A 23,058-nucleotide genomic window follows, 5' to 3' on the forward strand; every position below is an offset into this window, starting at 1 on the left:
GGCCGCTCAGGAACGCAGGGCCTCCGCATCGTCACCCACCCGGTCGCAGGCCTGACCGCTGCGCCGGCACTGGCCCTCCGCGTCCAGCCAGAGGTGGGCGTGGCCCACGCAGCCGGTCTGGCAGATCACCGCCTGGGCCTCCCGGGCGCCGGCCTCCACCGGTGGCCGCGACCTCACCGCCGGTGGTCGGGTACGGCGCAGCACGGCGGCCGCCCCCAACCCCCAGAACACGCTGGTGCGCAGCAGCACCAGCTCGGCGCGCAGACGCAGGTTCTCGCCTTCCAGCTCAGCGATGCGGCTGGACGAAGACCGCAGCAGCTCGGTGCAGCGGCTCTGAAGACCACCGATCTGGCGCATCAGCACCCCGTGTTCCTGCGCCAGTTCCCGCGCCATGGTCCATTCGTTGCAGGTCGCCTGTGGCACCACCGTGCAGCTGTGCTGGGTCATTCGGTTCTCCCTGTGCGGGGGTTGTTAAGGGGCCCGTCTGGCGATGGCCGCCGCGCGGACCAGTCCACACAATGGATCCCCTGGCCATCGATATCCGCGAAAGCAGATGCCCGCGCCCCCCAGGGCTGCAGGGCCGGCGTTTCAGCGGGCAGCCGGTGCGCAGGCATCGGTCCGTGGACCACGACGGCCAGCACGCCGGGAATGTGCTGTCGGCATTCGAAGCCCAGCACACCGGTGCAATCGGCCACGGCGCGCGGCAGGTCGGGTGTGCGCAGAACCCCGCTCACGGCCGCACGACCCCGCGCGGCGGAGCGGCTTCAGCGGGGGTCCGCGCGGCGGCCAGCAGGTCGTTCCGGGACGTTCCCGCACCCGCAGGCGCACCCCGCCTGCGCAAACGCCCCCCAGCGCTTGCCGGCCCCGAGCCAGCCCAGGCGACGAGCGAGTGCCTTTTCGGCACGCCTCTGGGCCAGGCGTTCGCGCACGGAGAGGGTGACGACATGCGGTTCATGGACGCGGAGAGAGGTCATGGGGGGTTGTCAGGCAGGCGTCCCGTGGGCGGGAAGTCCGGTGTGTTCTGGCCGATGTGCCAGCACACACCGGAGGGGTCGATGAGCACGAACTCGGTGACGCCCCAGGGCTGTTCCACCAACGGCGTGAGGCGCGCGCCACAACGCCCGGCCAGGTCCTGCGCCTTCTCGTAGAAATCCTGCAGCAGGAAGGCGCAGCCGTCGACGCATGAAGCATGCGACCCCGCCACCCACGGAGCACTCGGTGAAGCCCAGAACGGCGAAAAAGCGCCGGGACAGCGCAAAGTCCCTGGCCGGAACGAAGGCCCTGATCTCGGTCGCCCGCAGGGCGCTCGCGCGGCTCATTGCACGCGGACCGGTGCGGTGTGCCACAGCGGCGAGGGCTGCCGGTCCGGGCCCGCCATTGGCGCGGCTTCTGCGGCCGGCTGCCAGCGCGTGCGCAGGTTGGCCAGCAGGGTCCGCATGGGCGGCGAGACCTGGGGGTGCCCGGACAGGAAGAACAGGTTGGAGACCAGTTTCCGAGCCATCAGGCTGCGGTTCGGGCAGTCCGCCGGGGCCTGGGCGTAACCGGTCATGAGCGCCAGCGTACCGGCCGTCAGGGCCTCGACGGAAGGCAGATGGACGCCGTCTTCGTCCGGGTCTCGGGCTTCGTTGCCAGGTGGGTGCATGGGCTTCTCCGTGATGGGAAGGGCGTGTCGGGAATCCACAGCCTTCGAGTTCGATATCAAATCATATGAGAATGATTCGTATTTGTAAAGTAAACCATCAAGCCACCGTCGCAAAGGCGGTCGAATGACGACAATGGTTTTTGCCCCAACCCAAACACCACCCAGAAAGGAACCCCCTCATGAAAGGCGACCCCCAGGCCATCAGCCATCTGCAGGCGCAGCTGAAGAACGAACTCACCGCCATCAACCAGTATTTCGTGCACTACCGCATGCTCAAGCACTGGGGTTTCGACAAGCTGGCCAAGAAGGAGTATTCGGAGTCCATCGGCGAGATGAAGCACGCCGACTGGCTCATGGACCGCATCTTCGTGCTCGATGGCCTGCCCAACCTGCAGGATCTGGGCAAGCTGAACATTGGCGAGAACGTGCCCGAGATGCTGGCCAGCGATCTGGCGCTCGAACGCGGTGCCCAGACCACCATCAAGGACGGCATGGCCCACTGCGAGAGCGTGCGCGACTACGTCTCGCGTGACCTGCTGCAGAAGATTCTGGACGACACCGAGGAACACATCGACTTTCTCGAAACCCAGATCGACCTCATCGACAAGGTCGGCCTGCCCAACTACCTGCAGAGCCAGATGGGCGAGCCCAGCTGAGCGGGCGACCCCGCCCGAAGACCTCGCGCAGGCATGGGGTGCTCCGGCGCAAACCGGGATACCCCATAAAACACCCGGGTTATTTCACGAATTGAATGCGATCAATTATCATTTGCAGACCCATCCCTTCCCGGAGCCGCCTGCCATGATCGTTTGTGTTTGCCACCGCGTCAGTGACCAGACCATTGCCCGTGCAGCACGTTCGGGCATGGCCTTTGACGACATCCAGCTGGAGCTCGGGGTGGCCACGCAGTGCGGCAAGTGCGAGAGCTGCGCGCGTTCGGTGTGGTCAGAATGCCGGTCGGGTCAACCCACCGCGCACCTCAAGATCGACGAACTGAGGCAGCAGCTGGCCCGAGGGACGCTGCAACTGGCCCCGGTCTGAAGACCGTTTCTCCGCGCGCTCCAGGCGCGCAACCCGATTCGACGCAACTTTCCGCCCGTGCTTGACGCCTGTGCGGCCGCACGGTTCTGCGCCGCACCTGGCCATTCCATCTGAAAATGTCACGCCAGATTGACCCGCTACGCAATATTGCGGACTGGGCATTTCGGGGTCGCACATTTAGAATGCGCAATTCGCTTTCACATTGCAAGATGAGAACCCAACCGGAGACAAGGCCATGACCACGGAAAACAGCCAGGACAACAAACGTGCCGAACTCAAGCGCGCCGCGCTCGAATACCACGAGTTCCCCACCCCTGGCAAAGTGGCCATCGCCGCCACCAAGCAGCTGACCAACCAGCGCGATCTCGCCCTGGCCTACTCGCCCGGTGTCGCCGCTCCCTGCGAAGAAATCGTCGCCGACCCGAACAACGCGTTCAGGTACACCAGCCGCGGCAATCTGGTCGCCGTCATCACCAACGGCACCGCCGTGCTGGGTCTGGGCGACATCGGCCCGCTGGCCGCCAAGCCGGTGATGGAAGGCAAGGGCGTGCTGTTCAAGAAGTTCTCGGGCATCGACGTGTTCGACATCGAGATCAACGAAAAAGACCCTGACAAGCTGGTCGAGATCATCGCGTCGCTGGAACCCACCTTCGGCGGCATCAACCTGGAAGACATCAAGGCGCCGGACTGTTTCTACGTCGAGCGCAAGCTGCGCGAGCGCATGAATATCCCGGTCTTCCACGACGACCAGCACGGCACCGCCATCGTGGTGGGTTCCGCCATCTTCAACGGCCTGAAAGTCGCTGGGAAAGACCCGAAAAAGATCAAGCTCGTGACTTCGGGCGCTGGCGCTGCGGCGCTGGCCTGTCTGGGCTTGCTGGTCAAGCTCGGTATCCCCCGTGAAAACATCTGGGTGACCGACCTGGCGGGTGTGGTGTACGAGGGCCGCACCGAGCTGATGGACGAGGACAAGATCCAGTTTGCCCAGAAGACGGCCCTGCGCACGCTCTCCGAAGCCATCGAAGGCGCCGACGTGTTTCTCGGCCTGTCGGCCGGCGGCGTGCTGAAGAAAGACATGGTGGCCAGGATGGCGCCCAAGCCATTGGTCTTCGCGCTGGCGAATCCGAACCCCGAGATCACGCCCGAAGACGTGAAAACCGTGCGCGACGACGCCATCATGGCCACCGGCCGCTCGGACTACCCGAACCAGGTCAACAACGTCCTGTGTTTCCCCTATATCTTCCGTGGTGCGCTGGACGCCGGCGCCTCCACCATCACCGACGAGATGGAGATCGCGGCGGTGCACGCGATCGCCGAACTGGCGCAGGCCGAGCAGAGCGACGTGATCGCAGCGGCTTACGCAGGCGAACAGCTGATGTTCGGCCCCGAATACCTGATTCCGAAACCCTTCGACCCACGGCTGATGATGAAGATCGCGCCGGCCGTGGCCCAGGCCGCCGCCGACAGCGGTGTGGCGCTGCGCCCGATCGCCGACATGGACGCCTACCGCCAGCGCCTGCAGAGCTTCGTGTTCGCCTCGGGCACCATCATGAAGCCGATCTACGCCGCGGCCAAGACCGCCGCGAAGAAGCGTGTGGCCTACGCCGAGGGCGAAGAAGAACGCGTGCTGCGCGCCTGCCAGATCGTGGTCGACGAAGGCCTGGCCCGTCCGACACTGATCGGCCGCCCCGCGATGATTGTCGAGCGCATCGAAAAATTCGGCCTGCGCCTGAAGGAAGGCCTGGACTACGACGTCGTCAACGTTGAGCAGGACCACCGCTACCGCGAACTCTGGCAGGCCTACCACCAGATCATGGAGCGCCGCGGCGTGACCGAACAGCTCGCCAAGATCGAGATGCGTCGCCGCCTGACCCTGATCAGTTCCATGCTGCTGCGTCGTGGCGACGTGGACGGCGTGATCTGCGGCACCTGGGGCAACACGCAGCTGCACCTGGACTACATCGACCAGGTGATCGGCAAGCGCGAAGGTGCGAACTGCTACGCCGCCATGAACGCGCTCATGCTGCCAGGCCGCCAGGTGTTTCTGGTGGACACCCACATCAACTACGACCCCACGGCCCAGCAGCTGGCCGAGATCACGAAAATGGCCGCTCGCAAGATGATGCGCTTCGGCATCACGCCCAAGGCCGCTCTGCTCTCGCACTCCAACTTCGGATCCAGCAACCAGCCCAGCGCCCTCAAGATGCGCGAAACGCTGTCCATCCTGCAAACGAATGCACCATGGCTGGAAGTGGACGGCGAAATGCACGGTGATGTGGCATTGGACGCCGATGCACGGCTTTCGATCATGCCGCGCTCGGCCCTCAAGGGCGACGCCAACCTGCTGGTCTGCCCCAATATCGATGCCGCCAACATCGCCTACAACCTGCTCAAGACCGCGGCCGGCGGCAACATCGCCATCGGCCCCATGTTGCTCGGCGTGGCCAAACCTGTGCACATTCTCACGGCCAGCGCCACCGTGCGCCGGATCGTGAACATGACGGCCCTCACTGTTGCCGAGGCGAACGTTTCCCGCTGATCCCTTGGGAAAAAGCAAGCGCTAACTTTTCCACACATTTTTGCCACTGCAGATTGCCTGTTTATTCAGCAATCGCTTGCAATTTTGTAACGCTTCGGGCACACTAGCGGCCTTGGATTACAGGGTTAACCCGCCCCGTCAACACCTCCTCAGGACCTGTCTTGTCGGAGTGCCGGAGGCGGGTTGATCGCATCAGGAGCAGGGATTTCATGGGTCTGGATCGGATCCGGTGGACGGGGACTTGGGCGGTATCGGCCGTCCTGCTGGTGGCCATCAGCACCTTTGTGGTGCAAGCCCGATCGCCCACCTTCAGCAGCCTTCCGGGTTCGGCTGTTGCCTCCGTGGCTTATTCGGGCCTGCCCGTGCAGGGCCAGGAGGTGATGTCGCAGATACGGCAGGGTGGTCCTTTCCGGTATGAGAAAGACGGCACCGTGTTTGGCAATCGGGAGCGGTTGCTGCCCGGTCAGAAGCGAGGTTACTACCGCGAATACACCGTGCCCACACCGGGGTTGAACCACCGGGGGGCGAAGCGGATCGTGTGTGGAGGGCTGAAACCCCGGGCACCTGATGGTTGTTATTACACCGAGGACCACTACAGCAGCTTCAGGCTGATCGTGCAGTGATCCGGAGCGCAGTGAGCAGATTTTTAACTTTGACTTTAGAAAGAGACGCGGAGATGGACACGCCACTTCGTAACGTAAAACCCAATATCGTTCAGTCGATTCGCGCCTATGGCGTGAAAGACCTGCAGGCTGCGGCCGAGCAGTTGGGTCATCACTTTCTGTACGCCAACCTGGCCAAAGCCCAGAGCAAACAGGATGTGCTGGAGTTGATCGCGGCGCAGTACACCCTGCCGTCGCACTTCGGCAAGAACTTCGATGCGCTCTACGACTGCATGACCGATCTGGTCCACAAGTCGGGCCCGCAGACCGGTTTCATCGTCGTGCTGGAGCACATTCCGGCCCATGCCAAGTTCGACAAGGAAGCGCGCGAGCAACTGCTCGACATCTTCCGCGACACCGCCGACTACTGGAGCGACCGCAAGATCCCGTTCCGTTGCTTCTATTCCTTCTCGGTTGCGCGCGCCTCCAAAGGCGAAGCACCGATCGAGGTGGAAAACGAGGAGCCAATGCCAACCGACAAGCTCCTGGACGTGAGCCCGATGGCGCTGCGCATGAGCAGCCCGTTCAACGCCGGGTACTGGTTGGCGGCCGCGTAACTCCCGCGCCGCCTGCAGCGTCACCCCCCAGGGGGCGGCACTGGCGGCCTGGCGAAGCCGGTTCCGCTGTGCCCTTGGCAAAGAGGCCGCTGCACTTGCAGCGGCTTTTTCATGCCTGTCTATTTTCTATTGTTCTATTGAACAGCCTGGGCGAGCGCCACGTACTCGTGCACCGGTACTTCTTCGGCGCGGCGTTGCAGGTCGAAGGTACCGGCGAAGTTGCGGGCTTCCAGCCACCTGCCCAGCGTGTTGCGCAGGATCTTGCGGCGCTGGCTGAAGGCGGTCTGCACGAGTTCACCGTACAGCTTCAGGTCAATGGCCGGTGGCTTGGCCAGCGGCACCATGCGCACGATGGCGCTGTCCACGCGCGGCGGTGGATCGAAACTCTCGGGCGGCACGAACAGCACGTTGTCCATGGCGTAGCGCCACTGCAGCATGACCGACAGGCGGCTGTAGTCCGCCGTGGCTGGCCGGGCCACCATGCGGTCGATCACTTCCTTCTGCAGCATGAAATGCTGGTCCTGAATCACCGCCACATGGTCGAGCAGGTGGAACAGGATGGGCGTGGAGATGTTGTAGGGCAGGTTGCCCACCACCCGAACCCCGACACGATCCACCGGCCGCGGCTCTGGTGCGCTCCCCGGGGCCGAACACAGTTCATGCGCCAACGCCGTGAAATCCACCTTCAGCACATCGGATTCAACCACCGTCAACTGCGGATGGGCGCGCAAGCGCAGCGCCAGATCACGATCCAGCTCAATGACCGTCAAGTGGCCCAGGCGTTCGACCAGGGGTTGCGTCAGCGCTGCCAGCCCCGGTCCGATCTCGACCATGTGATCGCCCGGCAAGGGCGCAATCTGGCGCACGATGGCATCGATGATGCCCTGGTCGGTCAGGAAGTGCTGACCAAAGCGCTTGCGCGCAATGTGTTTCATGAAAGCTGCACGGTCCGCGATCAGGGCCGTGGATCTTCGCGGTACTCCACGAAGGCGCGTGCGCGGACGTCTTGTGACCAGCTCTGCAGCACCGACTGGGCTTTCTGATCCCGCAACCGGGCGCGGGCCACTTCGCGCTGCTCGCGTTCGCTCATGGCGGTATCGCGGCGCTCATCGACCCGGATGAGGTGCACGCCAAAGCGTGAAACCAGCGGCGGAGACATCTCGCCGGGTCGCAGCTTGTCCATCGCTTCTTCAAACTCGGGGACAAATTGCCCCGGGTTGGTCCAGCCCAGATCGCCACCTTGGCGCGCCGAACCGTCCTGGCTGTGCTCGCGCGCCAACGCTTCAAAACTGGCCTGTCCGCTGGCCACCTGCTGTCTGTACCGATTGAGTCGGGCGACCGCATCGGCCTGGCTGAGCTGGGGCCCTGTGCGCAACAGGATGTGGCGCGCGCGGGTCTGGGTGACGGTGAATGCGGGCGAAACGCCCTGGCGCTTGTCGATCAGCTTGAGCACGTGAAACCCGGCCGCACTGCGCACCGGCCCTGCGATACCCCCTGCGGTCAGCGAACGGGTTGACTCGACGAACAGCTCAGGCAACCGGGACACCGGACGCCAGCCAAATTCACCGCCGCTGGTGCCCTCAGGCGCATCGGAAAATTCCCGCGCCAGCGCAGCAAAGTCACCACCTGCGCGTGCGCGATCGGCCACGCTCTGGGCCCGGGCCTGCAGCTCGGCGATGCGCGCAGCACTGGCCGTATCGGGCACCTGAACCAGCACATGCGCCAGACTCAACTCCAGGGCGTCGGGGTTGTTGGCGCCCTGCTCCCGGATGAAAGCGTCGATGTCGGATTCGCTCACCTTCACCCGAAGTTCCACTTCGCGTTCGCGCACGCGTTGCAGCAACAGCTGGCCCCGCAGTTCGTTGCGCAGGCGGTTGATGTCCATGCCTTCGGCGGCCACACGCTGGCGAAACTCTTCCACGCTGAGCTGGTTCTGGGCGGCGATCGACTGCTCGGCCTGGGCGAGGGACGCCTCGTCCACACGCAGCCCCAACTCAGTCGCCTCCTGTTGCTGGGCTCGCTCGGCCACCAGCTGTTCCAGCACGAGGCGCGCCAGTTCCTCCCGCGGCGGTAGCGCGACGCCACGCTGGGCGTACTGTTGTTCGACGCGCAACAGGCGTTGCCGCACGTCGTTGTTGGTCACCGGCTCGGAGTTGACCAGCGCAACGATGTAGTCCACCGTGCGCGTGGCCACGGACGACGGTCTGGCGCCCGCCTGTTCAAGCTCGCTGCTCAACCGCAAGGACTGGGCGAACACCGGGTTCAGCGCGAACAGTGCCAGTCCACACAACAAAGCGGGCAAGGAGCGCGGGCGGGCAATTTCGGTCATGAGGGTCAAATGGATCAGTCGTACTGCTGGAAACGGCTTGGCGGGACGATCTCTTCACGCAGGTACTGGTATTTCGGTACGTTGCCCTGCAAGGTCTGAAGCGAGCTCGCGCCAACACGGGAGAAGCCGGAAAACTCGAGCTGGAACAAAATGCTCTGGTTGGCCGTGGTCCTGCTTTGCTGCAGACGGGACAACACGACGCGCCCCAGCCAGCAACCGGCATCGTATTCAAATCCGGCCACGAGGTCGATGATCTTGCGATCCGGCATGCTGTAGTTCATGCGCCCGACGGTATACCACTGGCCTGGCCCCAGCGCGCGCCCCGGCACACGCACCGAGGCTCCCCCCCACAGGTCGGCGATGGGCCATTGCCAGCCCAGATCAATCTGCTCGCTGGTGCCGCGCTGGATGCGATAGGCAGCGCTGAGCACCCGGAAGGGCCCCGGCGTGTAACGACCACCCATGGTGGTCCTCACGCTCTCCCCGCTCTTGGGGTTGTACTGCAGGTTCGTATCAAACGACCACAGGGGGTCCCACTGAACACGGGCGGCCAGCAGCATGTTGCTCAACCGCTCGGTCACCGGGACACCGCCCGGCAAAGTGACATTCTGGTCCTCGAGCAGCACGCGCTGGGCCATGCCCAGTCGGATCACCTCCGCGCCATTGTCGGCATCGAGCAGCCGGGAGTTGACACCCAGGGTCACCGCCCGGGTGTCCGAAATGCGGTCGTTCCCGTTGAAGGCGTTCTCGGAAAACATGGTCGCCAGGTTGAAGTCCCGCGCACCGGAATCGAAGTTGGGCAAGCCCGTCTGGTCACGGAAGGGCGTCCATGTGAAGAACGCCCGGGGCTCCAGGGTCTGGGTGTAATGGCGCCCGAAGTAGGCGGCCGGTCGTTCGAACACCAGACCGCTGTCCAGGCTGACGGTGGGCAGTGCCCGCGAGGCCGATGTGGATGCCCCGGTGGTGTTGTCAAACTGGTACTGGGTCGCATGCAGGCGCGCACGCGGCTGCACAAACCAGCCGGGGGACTGCCAGCGGCGGGTGAGCTCAGCCACCGCCAGGGATCGATCCCCCCCGGATTTGATCTCTCCGGCCGTGGCCAGAACGGAACGCTGGAAGCGGGTGAAATTGGTCTGCACCGACAGGTCCCACCCGGGCGACCCCAGCAGCGTCTGGTCGTACTTCTGATAGTTCAATGCCAGCGATGGCAGCCGATCATAGGGAGGGGTGAAGGGCGCGCTCACATCCTGCAAGGACTGCCATTGGTAGACCCCGGCATTCACCGACCAGGGGCCGCGAGCCCAGCCCAAATCAGCTTCGTTCCGCAGAAGACGCGAGGTCAGGGACGTGATCGAACGGGGAAAGTCGCGCCAGTAGTTGTCGTCGCCCACGCGGTTCAGGTTCGCACGCAGGCTGATCGGGCTTCCGCCACCAACGTTGTCTGTCAGTCGCTGGCTGTGCTGCAGCGAGTACGCCCAGCGGTCTTCGTCGCGCAGCCGGTCCGACGGCATGAACGCGGCGCGCAACCGCCCCGTGTAACTCGGCTGCAGGTAGCGGAACTCACCGGCCAGGTCCACACCCCGCTTCGTCATCAGGGACGGCGCGAGCGTGGCGTCCATGTTGGGCGCCAGGTTGAGGTAGTAGGGCGCTGTCAGCTGCACGCCACTCTGGTTGTCAATGGCCATGCTCGGCGGCAAGACACCCGACTTGCGCTTGTCCGACAGCGGGAAAGTGAAATAGGGCGCAGCCAGGATGGGCACGCCCTTGAACTCCAGCACGCCGCCCTTGGCCGTGCCCACGTCCTCTGCCGTGTCCAGTTCGATGCTGGTGGCCCGCACCAGCCAGTCCGGCATCCAGCGGCTGCCCGGTGGGCGCTCGCAGGTGGAATACCGCCCGTCGTGCACCACCATCGTGTCCCTGTCCAGGAAATCGATGCGGCTGGCATCGCCACTGGCCTGGTTCTTCAACAACTGGTAGGTGGGTTCCGAAAAATGGCCCTTGTAGGTTTCCACGTTCATCTGCAGTTCGGGGCCCTGGAAGCGGTCGCCGTTGCGGTTGATCAGGACATGGCCCGTGGCGAGCGCCTCATTCGTGCGCTGGTCGAATTCGACCCGATCCGCGCGAATGACCGTGTCGTGGCGCCGGAGCTCCACCTCGCCCTCCAGCACGGTGACGTCGTCGGTCTTGCCTTGCATGCGCTCACCCCACACGAAGGTCGGCAGCTGTTTGCTCGTTTCCGGCGGCAGCGTCTCCTGCAACATGGCGCCGGGTTTGAGTCGCACCGATTCCCCGGCATCGGCATCCTGCGCCCACACCGTTGCCGGCACGGCGCCAGCCCCCAGCGCCAGCGCCGCAATGGCGCCCTGCACCGCCCATGCCAGGCGGGTCGGTTCGGGACAGGTGCCGCTCGCTGCACGCGTGGTGCGGGAAGAAGCTGGGAAGGGGTTGTGAGCAGGTTTCAAGGCGGTGTGTGGCAAAACGGCCGACTCTGAATGCTGTAGGAACTCGGCACCGCTGCAACAGGTCGGCGGAACCACGAAACGCCCGCCCGGAACCAGGTCGGCGGCGCGATGGATTTGTAGAATCTGCGGCGATTATCCTATGCCTGTTGCCCCGCCCCGGCGACCGTCGCTGACGCCCCCTCCAACACCCTCCCCAGACATGCCCCCCATCACAAACGCCGTTGCGTGGACGGACCCGCAACGCGAAGCCGCTTTCACTGCCTGGCTGGAGCCGCTTGCCCGCCAGCACGGTCTGCTGGAGGGCTCGCTGCGCCCGGCTTCCGCCGACGCCAGCTTCCGCCGCTACCTGCGGCTGGACGGCCTGAGCGGTGACAGCCTCATCATCATGGATGCGCCACCGGCACATGAAAACTGCCGGCCCTTTGTACAGGTCGCCGCGCTGATGCGCGAGGCCGGCTTGCTGGTGCCCGACGTACTGGCCTGGGACGAGCCGCAGGGTTTCATGCTGCTGAGCGACCTGGGCCACCAGACCCTGCTGGACGTGATCAAACCGGACCAGCCGCAGGCCAACCACGCCCACTACATGGCCGCACTCGACAGCCTGCTGGCCTGGCAGCTGGCCTCGAAACCCGGTGTGCTGCCACCCTACGACGAGCCGCTGCTGCGCCGCGAGCTGCAGCTGTTCCCCGACTGGTACCTGGCCCAGCACCGCCAGACCACGCTGCAGGGCAAGGACGCGGAAACGCTGAGCAAGGCCTTTGACAGCATCGTGAAACGCAACCTGGCCGCACCCAGCGTCTACGTGCACCGCGATTTCATGCCCAGGAATCTGATGATGCCGACCCGGCCCGGCACCACGCCCGCTCAGCAACTCGGCGTGCTCGATTTCCAGGACGCGGTCTACGGCCCCATCACCTACGACGTGGCCAGCCTCATGCGCGACGCCTTCCTGAGCTGGGAAGAAGACTTCGTCATCGACGTCACCGTGCGCTACTGGGAAAAGGCCCGCAAGGCCGGCCTGATGGACTTCGAAGACTGGCACAGCGACTTCGGCGCCTTCTACCGCGCGGTCGAATGGATGGGCCTGCAACGCCACCTGAAAGTGGCGGGCATCTTCGCGCGCCTCACGCTGCGCGATGGCAAGCCGAAGTACCTGGCTGACGCGCCGCGCTTCATCCACTACATCCGCAACACCACGCACCGCTACCGCGAGCTCGGACCCTTCCTCCAGCTCATCGACAAGATCGAAGGCTTCGAGGCCGCTTCGGGCTACGCCTTCGGGCGGGTCTGAGCGCCACCACATGCCGCGCTTTCACTGTCCCGTCCCGCTCACCCTCGGCACCGAACTGGAGCTGCCTGCCGCTGCCGCGCGCCACGTCCAGGTGCTGCGCCTGCAACCCGGTGGCGTCATCACACTGTTCAACGGCGAAGGCGGGGAATACAGCGCCACCATCCTGCGCATGGGCCGCAGCGACGTGGCCGTGCGCATCGACAGCCAGCAGGCCACCGAACGCGAACCCGCGCGCCAGGTGCACCTGGCGCTGGGCATGCCGGCCAACGACCGCATGGACTGGCTGGTCGAAAAAGCCGCCGAACTCGGTGTGCGCAGCGTGCAGCCCCTGCACACCGCGCACAGCGTGCTGCGCCTGGTCGGCGAGCGCGCGACCAAGAAACAGGCGCACTGGCAATCGGTCGCCATCGCGGCCTGCGAGCAGTGCGGCGGCAACCGGGTGCCCGCCGTGATGCCGGTGGCCGATCTGGCGACCTGGCTGCCGGCGTCGGCCGGCGTGGCCGCGCTGCGCTGCGTGCTCTCGCTCTCGCCCGGCACCCGCCCCCTGAGCGAGGTGCTGGGCGATGCCCCCGCCGACGTGGGGGTGCTTTTCCTCAGCGGCCCCGAAGGCGGCCTGTCAACCAGCGAAGACGCGCAGGCGCGCGCGGCCGGTTTCGTGCCAGTCACCCTCGGGCCCCGCGTGCTGCGCGCCGAAACCGCGGCGCTGGCGGCGCTGGTGCAGGCGCTCAGCGCCGGCTGAAGAAGTCCCAGATGAGCTCGTTGGCAGAGATTGCGCTGGTGCCCGGCTGCTCGCCGCGCACCTTGCGCCCACCGGGCCAGGCATGACCACCGGTCTCGGTCACGCACAGCTTCACCTCGGTGCCACCCCGGCAAGGTGAACGCGTTTCACACCACGCGCCCGGCACCTCCAGCACACGCCGTGGCGCGGCCTCGCAGCCGTTGAGCCGGGCCCATCTGGCCACCGTGTCGGGCACCGACACGAAGTCCGCGTGGGTGTCCGACGCGCTGCCCGAACCACCGTTGAAGAGCACCCGGTCGTCGTCCAGCGCGTGGATGTGCAGCACCGACACGGGCGCTGAGGGCGCACAGGCCGGCGTGCCATCGGTGCCGGCCACGGAGGCGATGGCCTTGAAGGTATCGGCCATCTCACAGGCCAGCCGGTAAGAGAGCATGCCGCCGTTGGACATGCCCTGGGCAAAGATGCGCCCCGGGTCGATGTTCAGACGCTGGCGCAGATCGGCCACCACGGCGCGCACGAAGCCCACGTCATCGACCTGCCGGTCGCGCGCCTGGCCGCAGCACAAGCCGGCGTTCCAGGTGGCGAGCTTGCCCGAGCGCAGGCGGCTGGTGCCGTTGGGAAACACCACCACGTAGCCGGCCTGCTCGGCGTGCGAGACCAGCCCGTAATAACGGTCGTCGGCCTGGATGTCCATGTTGCCGCCGCCCCCATGGAAGGACAGCACCATCGGCATCGGTATCGCCGGGTCGTAGCGCGCCGGCACGTGCACGCGGTACTCGCGCGTCAGGCCACCGTGACGCAGGCTGAAGCGGTGCTCGCCGGGCCGGGTGATCGGCACCGGCGTGGCCGGCTCTGGCGCCCGGTCCTGGCGCTGCTGCAGCCAGTCGCGCAGGCGCGGGTGCTCGGGGCGCTCCTGCGCGCTGGCTGGCCACGGCGCCAGACCGCCCCCCAGGATCGGCAGCAAAAGGGCCAGCACCAAAGCTTTTGTGGATGTCATGCACGCTCCCGGCAAACGGTGGTGGCGTGATCTTGCCGCAGGAATGGCCCGGCACCGCGTGCTGCGGGTGGTCACCGCCGCGCTGGCGGCGCTGATCATCGCCTCGCAGGCCCGACGCTGCGCCGGTGCGCTTCAGACGGTCGTGGCGTACATGGCCTTGCCATCGTTGAGGTAGAGCCAGCCCTTGACGATGCGGTAGATGAACCAGACCAGGTTGCCCAGCAGGACGAAGGCGCCCACCACCAGAAACAGCGTGAGCACACCGATCACGCTCCAGAGCAGCGCGAACCAGAAGGTGCGGATCTGCCAGCGGAAGTGGCTTTCCAGGTAGGTGCCGGCCACGTCGTCCTTCTTCACATAGTTCATCACGATGGCCACCAGGCAGGTGATGCCGAGCAGCAGCGACGACGCGTACAGCGCGTAGATCACCGTCGTGAGGGTCTTGTTGGCGTCGTCGGCCTTCGGTTCAACGGTGGTGTTCATGGCTCCTCCTGAGTTGAGCGGTGTCTAGGACGGATGGTGTGAGAGGCCCGAGGGCTGTCCTTTGCACTATACCGTCGGCTCTGCGACCCCGGGCGCGAGCGCGGCCTTGTATAAACAGCCCCTTATGAATAAAAACCTCTGGCTCCTCGCCGCCGCGCAAGGCCTGTTCCTGACCAACAACGTGGTCTTCATCGCCATCAATGGCCTGGTCGGCCTCTCGCTCGCACCGCTGGGCTGGATGGCCACCTTGCCCGTCATGGGTTACGTGGTGGGCGGGGCCCTGTCCACGCCGCTGGTGGCGCGCACCCAGAGTGCGTTCGGCCGCAAGGGCTCGTTCCAGATCGGGCTGCTGGTGGCGCTGGCTTCGGCGCTGCTGTGTGCCTGGGCGGCGTTCGACAAAAACTTCTGGCTGCTGGTGACGGCCACCGTGATCGCCGGTTACTACAGCGCCAACGGCCAGCTCTACCGTTTTGCCGCGGCCGAACTGGCCGCCCCGGATTACCGCGAAAAAGCGGTCTCGCTGGTGCTGGCAGGTGGTCTGGTGGGCGCCGTGCTCGGCCCCAACCTGGCGAGCCGCACGCGCAACCTGTTCGAGGTGCCGTTCGCAGGCGCCTACCTGGCGCTGGCGCTGGTGGCGCTGATCTCGATCACCATCATGGCCTTCCTGAAGTTCCCGCCGCTGCCACCCAGGAAGGCCAACGCCGACACCGGCCGGCCGCTGCGCCAGATCATGAAACAGCCGGTTTTCATCGTGGCCACCGCTGGCGCCGCGCTGGGCTACGGCGTGATGAACCTGCTGATGGCGGCCACCCCGCTGGCCATGCAGGTGTGCGGCTTCGAGTTCGACGACGCGGCGCTGGTGCTGGAGTGGCACGTGATCGGCATGTTCGCCCCGGGCTTCTTCACCGGCCACCTGATCAAGCGCTTCGGCACGCTCACCATCATGGGCGTGGGTGTGGTGCTCAACATCGCCTGCATCGCCGTGGCGCTCACGGGCGTGAACCTGCACCAGTTCCTGATCGCGCTGTTCCTGCTCGGCGTGGGCTGGAACTTCCTCTTCACCGGCAGCACCACACTGTCGCTTCAAGCCTACAGGCCTGAGGAAAAAGACCGCGCACAGGCCGCCATCAACTTTTTTGTTTTTGCCACCATGGCCCTCACATCTTTCGCCTCCGGCGCACTGGTCACCACGCAGGGCTGGCTGTGGCTGAACGTGGGCTCACTGGTGCCCGTGGCCCTCACCGGACTGGCGCTGGCGTGGCTTGCGTGGGTCCGCCGGCAAGCCCACAATCCAGCCTGACCTCCTGCGCCGCTGCGCGGTTTCCCCCTTCCAGGAGGGCCACAAAGCCGGTTCCTCGGCGTGTGCTAGAGGGCATTTTCTCTGGTGTGCCTGGTGACACATGCACCCGTCATCATCGATCTCTTTTTTGTGGAGGTGTCCCATGGGACTGTTGGATTCACTGATGGGCGCAGCGCTCGGTGGCGGGCAAGGTGGTCAGGCACAAACAGGCACAGGCGGCCTGGATCCCCAGGTGCTCATGGGCATCGTCGCGGCGCTGATGAACAACGGCGGCGGCCTCTCGGGCATCCTGGCCAAGCTGCAGCAAGGCGGTCTGGGTGACGCGGCGGCTTCGTGGGTGGGCACGGGCGCGAACCAGCCGGTCTCGGCCGATGCCCTGGGCGGCGCCCTCGGCCCGGACCTGATGGGCATGATCGCCAGGCAGCTCGGTGGCAACCAGCAGCAGGCCGCCGGCACCCTGGCCGACCTGCTGCCAGGCCTGATCGACCAGCTCACGCCACAAGGTCGGCTGCCGACCGACAACGGCCAGGGTGGCCTGGGCGCGCTGCTCGGAGGGGGTGACGGCAGGCTCGATGCCGGCGACCTGATGGGCATGCTCGGCGGCCTGATGCGCAAATAAGCCCGTTCGACCCCAACTGAAACGGCCTCTTCGGAGGCCGTTTTCATTCGAATTCAGGCCGGCGCCTTCAGATCGAGCCACGCCTTCAGCGCCGCGTAGGCCCCCGAAGGATCTGCCTCGTTGAAGATCTCGTGGAACTGGCCATCCAGGCACTGGCTGGTCACCTGTTCGCGCGGGGCCACGGCGGCAAACGCGCGGCTGCCTTCCGGTCGCACCAGACGGTCCGCGCCCGCGTACAGCAGCAAGGTGGGCACGCGCCAGTGGGGCGCCGCGGCCACCACGGACGGGCCGTTGCTGTCGATGAAATGCGCCAGCCGCGCCGAGATGCGGTCGTGCACCAGACTGTCCTGCTGGTAGGCCTGCACCACGTCGGCGTCGTGTGATATCTGGCGCGCATCGAGTCCGTTGGACAACGCGAGGTTGGGCGCCCAGCGGTACAGCAGCCGCACGAGCCACTTCTGAAGCGGGCCGATGCCCGCGTCCAGCGCGGGCGACGACAGCACCAGCCCGTCCACCGGCGCCAGGTTGCGGTGCACGAAGGTGGCGGCCACCAGACCGCCCATGCTGTGCCCGAAGAGGATCAGCGGACAGGCCCAGGGGTTGGCGAGGTGGCGGCGGGTGTCGTCCAGCACCTCGGACAGATCGGTCAGCAGCGCATCGTCGTCGGGCAAAACACCCTGCGCGCCGCCGGACTCGCCATGGCCTCGCTGGTCGTACGCACGCACGCAAAAGCCCCAGTCGTTGAGCCGCTGGGCGAGCGCGTCGTAGCGCCAGGCGTGTTCGCCCAGGCCGTGCACGATGAGCACCACCGCCCGCGGGCGCATGCGCAAAGGCAGCGGCCAGTCGTAGAGGGCGAGGTTCAGTCCGTCACGCAGCGTGAACGGGGCTTGGGTGGTGTCGGACATGGGGCCAGCAGCTTCAGAGAGGGACCAGGGTTCAGAGGCCGAGAGTTTTTCGGGCGTGTCCGAGCAACGCGCCAAAACGTGCCCGATCAAGGCGCAAAGCACAGCCATAGCTTGAGCTATGGCGCGCATTTGCAACGCCGAGCGGGTGCGTTTTGGCGTGGTGAGCGGGCATGAGCGAAAGACTCTCAGCCTCTCAGGGCATGCGGGCCATGACCTGCGCCACCGCGGCCGTGAGGCGGCGCGCGTAGTCGAGGTGCAGGAACTCGTTGGGGCCGTGCGCATTGCTCTTGGGGCCGAGCACGCCGCAGACCATCATCTGCGCCCGCGGGAAACCCTGGCTGAGCATGTTCATGAGCGGGATGGTGCCGCCCTGGCCGATGGTGCCGCAGGCGGCGCCGAAGTGGGCCTGCGAGGCGCCTTGCAGCGCGTCTTCGAACCACGGCGCGGTACTGGGCGCGTTCCAGCCGGTGGCCGCGCCTTCGCCCTCGAAGGTGACGCGGGCCTGGTAGGGTGCGTTGTCTTCCAGCAGGGCCTTGAGCTGCTGCACGGCGGCGGGCGCGTCCACCAGCGGCGGCAGGCGCAGGCTGAGCTTGAACGCGGTGTAGGGCCGCAGCACGTTGCCGGCGTTCTGCAGCGTGGGGAAACCGTCGGCGCCGGTCACGCTGAGCGTGGGCCGCCAGGTGCGGTTGAGCAAAGCCTCCACCGGGTCGGTGGTGGTGGGCAGGGCGAACACGCTGGAGCCGCCGCAGTCGTGGTGCGCCCAGGGGAAACGTTTGTAGAGCTCGTCGCCCAGGATCGCGGCGGTGGCCTGCGCCTGCGCCAGCCGCTCGGCCGGCACTTCGCAATGAAAGCTGGCGGGCAGCAGCCGGCCGGTGGCGCTGTCTTCCAGACGGTCCAGCACCTGCCGCATGATGCGAAAGCTCGACGGCACCAGGCCCGAAGCGTCTCCGGAGTGGATGCCTTCGGTGAGGATCTCCACCTTCAGCACACCGCTGGCCATGCCGCGCAGGCTGGTGGTGAGCCAGAGCTGGTCGTAGTTACCGGCGCCGCTGTCCAGACAGATCACCAGGCCCACGTCACCCAGCCGGGTGCGCAGCGCGTCCACATAGGGCAGCAGGTCGTGCGAACCACTCTCTTCGCAGGTTTCGATCAGGCCGACGATGCGCGGGTGCGCCACGCCCTGGTCCTTGAGTGCCTGCACCGCAGCGATGCTGGCGTAGACCGCGTAGCCGTCGTCGGCGCCACCGCGGCCGTAGAGCTTGCCGTCGTCGATCTTGGGCGTCCAGGGGCCGAGGTCGCTGCGCCAGCCGGTGAACTCGGGTTGTTTGTCGAGGTGGCCGTACATCAGCACGGTCTGGCCGGATGCGGGCGCTGGCGTGCCGTCTTTCCCGGCGCTGGCCGGCACTTCGAAAAACAGCACCGGCGTGCGTGGCACACCGTTCGCATCGTTGAGCCGCACGATCTCCAGCGTGAGGCCAACGACGGCCTGCGCGCGCACCCAGTCGGCCGCGCTCTGCAACACGCGTTCGAGCAGACCGTTCCGGGCCCACTCGGGATCGAACATGGGCGACTTGGCCGGCACCTCGATGTAACGCACCAGCTCGGGCACGATGCGCTGCGCCCAGGCGGTATCGACATGGGCCTGCAGGGCCAAAGGGTCCAGCGGGGGCAGCGGTTGGGGCAGGCGGGCGTTCATGGCGTTGATCTCCGGACCGGGCCCAGCGGCCCGCGATCAACAAGTATAGGCAGGCCTGCCACAGCGCCGTGTGACAGGGCCATCGCAGCGCACGGCCCTGTCGCGAACGGGTTTTGTGCGCCCGGCTTCTCAGCCCGGCGCCGCCGCGCCGGCCAGCCGGAACACGCGGACCACCTGGGTCAAGCTGGCCGCCTGGTCTTTCAGGCTTTCCGCGGCCGCGGCACTCTGCTCCACCAGCGCGGCGTTCTGCTGCGTCATCTGGTCGAGCTGCGTCACCGCCACATTGACCTGCGCGATGCCCTGGCTCTGCTCGGCCGTGGCCGAACTGATCTCGCCCATGATGTCGGTCACCCGCTGCACGCTGGCCACGATCTCGTCCATGGTCGATCCGGCGTCGGCCACCAGGCGCGTGCCGGCATCGACCTTGTCCACGCTGGTGCCGATCAGGGTCTTGATTTCCTTCGCCGCTTCGGCACTGCGCTGCGCCAGGTTGCGCACCTCGGCCGCCACCACCGCAAAGCCGCGGCCCTGTTCACCGGCCCGCGCCGCCTCCACCGCGGCGTTCAGCGCCAGGATGTTGGTCTGAAAGGCAATGCCATCGATCACGCCGATGATCTCGCTGATCTTCTGGCTGCTCTGGTTGATCTGGTCCATGGTCGTGACCACCTCGGCCACCATGGTGCCCCCGCGGCGTGCGATGCTGGCGGCCGATTCGGCGAGCTGGTTGGCCGTGCGCGCGGCGTCGGCGCTGTGGCGCACGGTGCTGGTGAGCTCTTCCATGCTGGCCGCCGTCTGCTGCAGGTTCGACGCGGCCTGCTCGGTGCGGGCCGAGAGGTCCTGGTTGCCGCTGGCGATCTCCACCGACGCGGTGGTGATGCTGTCGGTGGCGTTGCGCACCTGGCCCACCGTCTGGCGCAGCGACGACACCATCTCACCCAGCACCGCCAGCAGGCTGCCGGCGGGCGCGTGGCGCAACTCCACCGCCAGATTGCCGTTCGCGACGTCCTTCATCACCGCCACCGCCTCGACCGGATCGCCACCGATCTGGCGCGTCACACTGCGCAGGGTCGCCCAGCCGATGCCACCGATGATCATCAGCGCCGCCAGACCCACCCCGAGGTTGGTGAGGAGCGCCTGGCGCACCTGCATGTCGAGGTCGTCCGTGTACAGGCCCGAACCCACCATCCAGTTCCAGCCGTCGACCTGGATCACGTACTGCAGCTTGGGAACCGGCTCGGTGCCGCCGGGACGTGGAAAGTTGGTCTGCACAAAGGCGCGCCCGTTGCCGCTGTTGCGCAGGCCTTCGACCAGCGCCACGATGATGTCCACACCGTTGCCGTCCTTGACCTTGCCGATCATGTCCTGACCCGACCATTCGGGCTTGAGCGGGTGCATCACACCGGCTCCCCCCAAGGTCCAGATGTAGTAATAGTCCTTGCCCTCGGCGCCGTAGCGCGCCATGCGCAAGGCATCCTGGGCGGCGCGCTGGGCCTCGGCCTCGGTCATCTTGCCCGCGGCAGCCTGGGCACGAAAACCCTCCACGATGGTGTGTGCCGACTGCACGCCGGTGACCAGCTGGCCCTGCAGACCTTCGGTGATCTGCCGGCGCGACTGCAACACAGACAGGGTGGCGATGACGGCGATGCCGACGACGGCAAAGAGAACCAGCGTGATGATCTTCTGGCGAAAACTCAGGTTGTCCAACATGGATTGTTCGGTTGATGGTTGAAAAAAAGGATCAGGCCTGCAGGCGGAACACCCGCACCACCTCGGCCAGGCGGGTGGCCTGGTCTTTCAGGCTTTCGGCGGCGGCGGCACTCTGTTCGACCAGGGCGGCGTTCTGCTGCGTCATCTGGTCGAGCTGACCCACCGCGGTGTTGACCTGGCCAATGCCCGCCGATTGCTCGGTGGCGGCCGTGGTGATCTCGCTGATGAAGGCCGAGATCTTCTCGGCATTGACCACGATCTCGTTGATGGTGCTGCCGGCCTCCGCCACCAGCCGGGTACCGGCGTCCACCTTGTCCACGCTGGTGCCGATCAGTCCCTTGATTTCTTTCGCCGCTTCGGCGCTGCGCTGCGCCAGGTTGCGCACTTCAGCCGCCACCACCGCAAAGCCGCGGCCTTGTTCACCGGCGCGCGCGGCTTCCACCGCTGCGTTCAACGCCAGGATGTTGGTCTGGAAAGCGATGCCGTCGATCACACCAATGATGTCGCTGATCTTCTTGCTGCTGTGGTTGATCTCGTCCATGGTCGACACCACCTGGCCCACGACGTGGCCGCCGCGCACGGCGACTTCGGCGTTGGCCACCGCCATCGCGCTGGCCTGGCGCGCGGCGTCGGCGCTCTGACGCACCGTGCCGTTGATCTGCTCCAGGCTGCTGGCGGTCTGCTGCAGGTTGCTCGCTGCCTGCTCGGTGCGGGTGGACAGATCCTGGTTGCCCGAGGCGATCTCCGCGCTCGCGGTACCGATGCTGTCCGTGCTGCTGCGCACTTCCCCGACGATGCGCACCAGCGCCGACTGCATGCCCCCGAGTGCGGTCATGAGCTGGGTGAGTTCGTCCCGGCCAACCGTGGAAATCGTCTGGGTCAGGTCACCCTGCGCAATGGCGGTGGCCACACGCTGGGCCTGGTCCAGCGGCTGGCAGATGCTTTGCATGTTCGCCAGCGTCGAGGGCACCACCACCAGCGCCGCCAGTGCCAAGGCAACGCCGAACCACAGCGTGGTCTGTCCACTGATGTAGGCCTCCTCCTGCTGCAGGCTGGCGGCCTCCTGCATGATGATGCTCTGGATTTTCTGCATGTCGACCAGCAAGGCGGCGTACTGATCGTGTGCCCGGCCCAGCATGCGGTTGGCCACGGTGGCGCTGTCATAGCCGCCACTCTTGATCTGGGTCACCACGGGTTCGACCGCCGCCACGTAGTCGTTCAGCCGCTTCTGCATCTCCAGCAGCAGGGTGTTGTCGCCGTCCGCATCACCCTGCAACATGTGTGCGATCTCCTTGTTGACCTCCTCGCGGGCCTTCTCCCACTGCAGATTGGCCAGCGACATCTGTTCCGGTGACTCGTACTGGATGACCATGTCCTTTTCATGGCGGCTCATGTCGGACAGTGCAACACGCAGGCGCGACAGCGTGAGGGTTTCCTCAAACGCGTGCCCCACGAACTCGTGACTGACCGCGGACTGGCGCGACATGCCCCACAGGCCCGCACCGCCGACGATGCCCAGCAGCAGCAGCACCACACCGATGGCACCGAGCATGCGCACGCGGATCGAGAACAGGCGCATCAAAGGTTGCAAGTACATGGAAAACTCCGAATAGCTGGAACGAATCCGAATCAGGATCCCCGGGATCCGTGATCAATCTTGAAAATCTGTACGGCCTGAGCCAGGTGCCGGGCCTGGTCCTTCAGGTTCTCGGCCGCGGCGCTGCTCTCTTCCACCAGCGCTGCGTTCTGCTGCGTCATCTGGTCGAGCTGGTTCACCGCGGTGTTGATCTGCCCGATGCCGCTGCTCTGCTCACCGCTGGCCGCGGTGATCTCGCCGATGATGTCGGCCACGCGCTGCGCGTTGGCCACCACCTCGCCGATCGTGCTGCCAGCCTCGGCCACCAGGCGGCTGCCCGCCTCCACCTTGTCCACGCTGGTGCCGATCAGCACCTTGATTTCTTTCGCCGCTTCGGCGCTGCGCTGCGCCAGGTTGCGCACCTCGGCGGCCACCACGGCAAAACCTCGGCCCTGCTCACCGGCGCGGGCCGCCTCCACCGCGGCGTTGAGCGCCAGGATGTTGGTCTGGAAG

21 protein-coding genes and 1 pseudogene are annotated in these 23,058 nt (G+C 66.1%); 9 read left to right on the top strand and 13 right to left on the bottom strand.

Going from position 1 to position 23,058, the window contains the following annotated elements:
• Positions 1-6: 6 nt before the first annotated feature.
• The 3 genes from ACN5W5_RS08765 to ACN5W5_RS08775 all read right to left on the bottom strand — a co-directional run bounded on the left by ACN5W5_RS08765 (position 7) and on the right by ACN5W5_RS08775 (position 1,642).
• Positions 7-447: a hypothetical protein gene (locus tag ACN5W5_RS08765; RefSeq protein ID WP_420048137.1), complete on the bottom strand. Its 441-nt coding sequence runs from the start codon at positions 445-447 to the stop codon at positions 7-9.
• Between the two features lie 523 nt (positions 448-970).
• Complete coding sequence (locus ACN5W5_RS08770) at positions 971-1,204, bottom strand: hypothetical protein (protein WP_420048138.1); 234 nt, start codon at positions 1,202-1,204, stop codon at positions 971-973.
• Positions 1,205-1,315: 111 nt separating this feature from the next.
• Complete coding sequence (locus ACN5W5_RS08775) at positions 1,316-1,642, bottom strand: hypothetical protein (protein WP_420048139.1); 327 nt, start codon at positions 1,640-1,642, stop codon at positions 1,316-1,318.
• Positions 1,643-1,821: 179 nt separating this feature from the next.
• On the opposite strand from ACN5W5_RS08775, the gene bfr reads away from it, so the two are divergent.
• From bfr to ACN5W5_RS08800, 5 genes and pseudogenes are all read left to right on the top strand, one after another.
• Positions 1,822-2,298 (top strand): bacterioferritin, encoded by a 477-nt coding sequence (gene bfr, locus ACN5W5_RS08780; protein ID WP_210823717.1) that lies wholly within the window; start codon positions 1,822-1,824, stop codon positions 2,296-2,298.
• A 145-nt stretch (positions 2,299-2,443) separates the two neighbouring features.
• The gene (locus ACN5W5_RS08785; RefSeq protein ID WP_226464185.1) at positions 2,444-2,683 is read left to right on the top strand and encodes a (2Fe-2S)-binding protein; all 240 of its coding nucleotides are present in this window, start codon (positions 2,444-2,446) and stop codon (positions 2,681-2,683) included.
• 235 nt (positions 2,684-2,918) lie between these two features.
• Positions 2,919-5,222 (top strand): NADP-dependent malic enzyme, encoded by a 2,304-nt coding sequence (locus tag ACN5W5_RS08790; RefSeq protein WP_420048140.1) that lies wholly within the window; start codon positions 2,919-2,921, stop codon positions 5,220-5,222.
• 209 nt (positions 5,223-5,431) lie between these two features.
• On the top strand, positions 5,432-5,845 hold the full coding sequence (locus ACN5W5_RS08795) for a ribonuclease domain-containing protein (protein WP_420048141.1): 414 nt from the start codon (positions 5,432-5,434) through the stop codon (positions 5,843-5,845).
• Between the two features lie 53 nt (positions 5,846-5,898).
• Positions 5,899-6,294: pseudogene (locus tag ACN5W5_RS08800) on the top strand (barstar family protein); the annotation flags it as partial.
• 281 nt (positions 6,295-6,575) lie between these two features.
• On the opposite strand, the gene rsmA reads toward ACN5W5_RS08800, so the two are convergent.
• From rsmA to ACN5W5_RS08815, 3 genes are read right to left on the bottom strand one after another with little or no spacing between them, the layout of a single operon-like run.
• Positions 6,576-7,376 (bottom strand): 16S rRNA (adenine(1518)-N(6)/adenine(1519)-N(6))-dimethyltransferase RsmA, encoded by an 801-nt coding sequence (rsmA, locus tag ACN5W5_RS08805; RefSeq protein WP_420048142.1) that lies wholly within the window; start codon positions 7,374-7,376, stop codon positions 6,576-6,578.
• A 20-nt stretch (positions 7,377-7,396) separates the two neighbouring features.
• Positions 7,397-8,770 (bottom strand): peptidylprolyl isomerase, encoded by a 1,374-nt coding sequence (locus ACN5W5_RS08810; protein ID WP_420048143.1) that lies wholly within the window; start codon positions 8,768-8,770, stop codon positions 7,397-7,399.
• Positions 8,771-8,784: 14 nt separating this feature from the next.
• On the bottom strand, positions 8,785-11,139 hold the full coding sequence (locus tag ACN5W5_RS08815) for an LPS-assembly protein LptD (RefSeq protein ID WP_420048144.1): 2,355 nt from the start codon (positions 11,137-11,139) through the stop codon (positions 8,785-8,787).
• Positions 11,140-11,431: 292 nt separating this feature from the next.
• Between ACN5W5_RS08815 and ACN5W5_RS08820 the strand changes: the two genes are divergently transcribed.
• Together ACN5W5_RS08820 and ACN5W5_RS08825 are read left to right on the top strand one after the other, a co-directional pair.
• Positions 11,432-12,523 (top strand): aminoglycoside phosphotransferase family protein, encoded by a 1,092-nt coding sequence (locus ACN5W5_RS08820; protein ID WP_420048145.1) that lies wholly within the window; start codon positions 11,432-11,434, stop codon positions 12,521-12,523.
• 10 nt (positions 12,524-12,533) lie between these two features.
• Complete coding sequence (locus ACN5W5_RS08825; protein WP_420048146.1) at positions 12,534-13,262, top strand: 16S rRNA (uracil(1498)-N(3))-methyltransferase; 729 nt, start codon at positions 12,534-12,536, stop codon at positions 13,260-13,262.
• Here the strand turns inward: ACN5W5_RS08825 and ACN5W5_RS08830 are convergent.
• Both ACN5W5_RS08830 and ACN5W5_RS08835 read right to left on the bottom strand, forming a co-directional pair.
• The gene (locus ACN5W5_RS08830; RefSeq protein ID WP_420048147.1) at positions 13,249-14,259 is read right to left on the bottom strand and encodes an alpha/beta hydrolase family esterase; all 1,011 of its coding nucleotides are present in this window, start codon (positions 14,257-14,259) and stop codon (positions 13,249-13,251) included. The genes ACN5W5_RS08825 and ACN5W5_RS08830 overlap by 14 nt on opposite strands.
• Positions 14,260-14,391: 132 nt before the next feature.
• A complete protein-coding gene (locus ACN5W5_RS08835; protein ID WP_420048148.1) occupies positions 14,392-14,742 on the bottom strand; it encodes a DUF4870 family protein in 351 nt (116 codons plus the stop codon).
• A 124-nt stretch (positions 14,743-14,866) separates the two neighbouring features.
• On the opposite strand from ACN5W5_RS08835, the gene ACN5W5_RS08840 reads away from it, so the two are divergent.
• Both ACN5W5_RS08840 and ACN5W5_RS08845 read left to right on the top strand, forming a co-directional pair.
• Positions 14,867-16,042: an MFS transporter gene (locus ACN5W5_RS08840; RefSeq protein ID WP_420048149.1), complete on the top strand. Its 1,176-nt coding sequence runs from the start codon at positions 14,867-14,869 to the stop codon at positions 16,040-16,042.
• Positions 16,043-16,184: 142 nt separating this feature from the next.
• Positions 16,185-16,661 (top strand): YidB family protein, encoded by a 477-nt coding sequence (locus ACN5W5_RS08845; RefSeq protein ID WP_420048150.1) that lies wholly within the window; start codon positions 16,185-16,187, stop codon positions 16,659-16,661.
• Between the two features lie 53 nt (positions 16,662-16,714).
• Here the strand turns inward: ACN5W5_RS08845 and ACN5W5_RS08850 are convergent, their stop codons facing one another.
• From ACN5W5_RS08850 to ACN5W5_RS08870, 5 genes are all read right to left on the bottom strand, one after another.
• Positions 16,715-17,566 (bottom strand): lysophospholipase, encoded by an 852-nt coding sequence (locus ACN5W5_RS08850; protein WP_420048151.1) that lies wholly within the window; start codon positions 17,564-17,566, stop codon positions 16,715-16,717.
• A 193-nt stretch (positions 17,567-17,759) separates the two neighbouring features.
• Positions 17,760-19,262 carry a M20 family metallopeptidase gene (locus tag ACN5W5_RS08855; RefSeq protein WP_420048152.1) on the bottom strand — a complete coding sequence of 501 codons (1,503 nt, stop codon included), beginning with the start codon at positions 19,260-19,262 and terminating at the stop codon, positions 17,760-17,762.
• A gap of 129 nt (positions 19,263-19,391) precedes the next feature.
• Positions 19,392-20,969, bottom strand: a complete 1,578-nt coding sequence (locus ACN5W5_RS08860) for a methyl-accepting chemotaxis protein (protein ID WP_420048153.1) — start codon at positions 20,967-20,969, stop codon at positions 19,392-19,394.
• A gap of 31 nt (positions 20,970-21,000) precedes the next feature.
• Entirely contained in the window at positions 21,001-22,566 is a 1,566-nt protein-coding gene (locus tag ACN5W5_RS08865) for a methyl-accepting chemotaxis protein (protein ID WP_420048154.1), read from the bottom strand.
• Positions 22,567-22,598: 32 nt separating this feature from the next.
• Positions 22,599-23,058: methyl-accepting chemotaxis protein (locus ACN5W5_RS08870; protein ID WP_420048155.1), on the bottom strand; the 460-nt coding region annotated here is incomplete at its 5' end.

Origin of the sequence: Hydrogenophaga sp. ZJX-1, from assembly GCF_048590325.1 — a bacterium.
Classification (GTDB): Bacteria; Pseudomonadota; Gammaproteobacteria; order Burkholderiales; family Burkholderiaceae_C; genus Hydrogenophaga.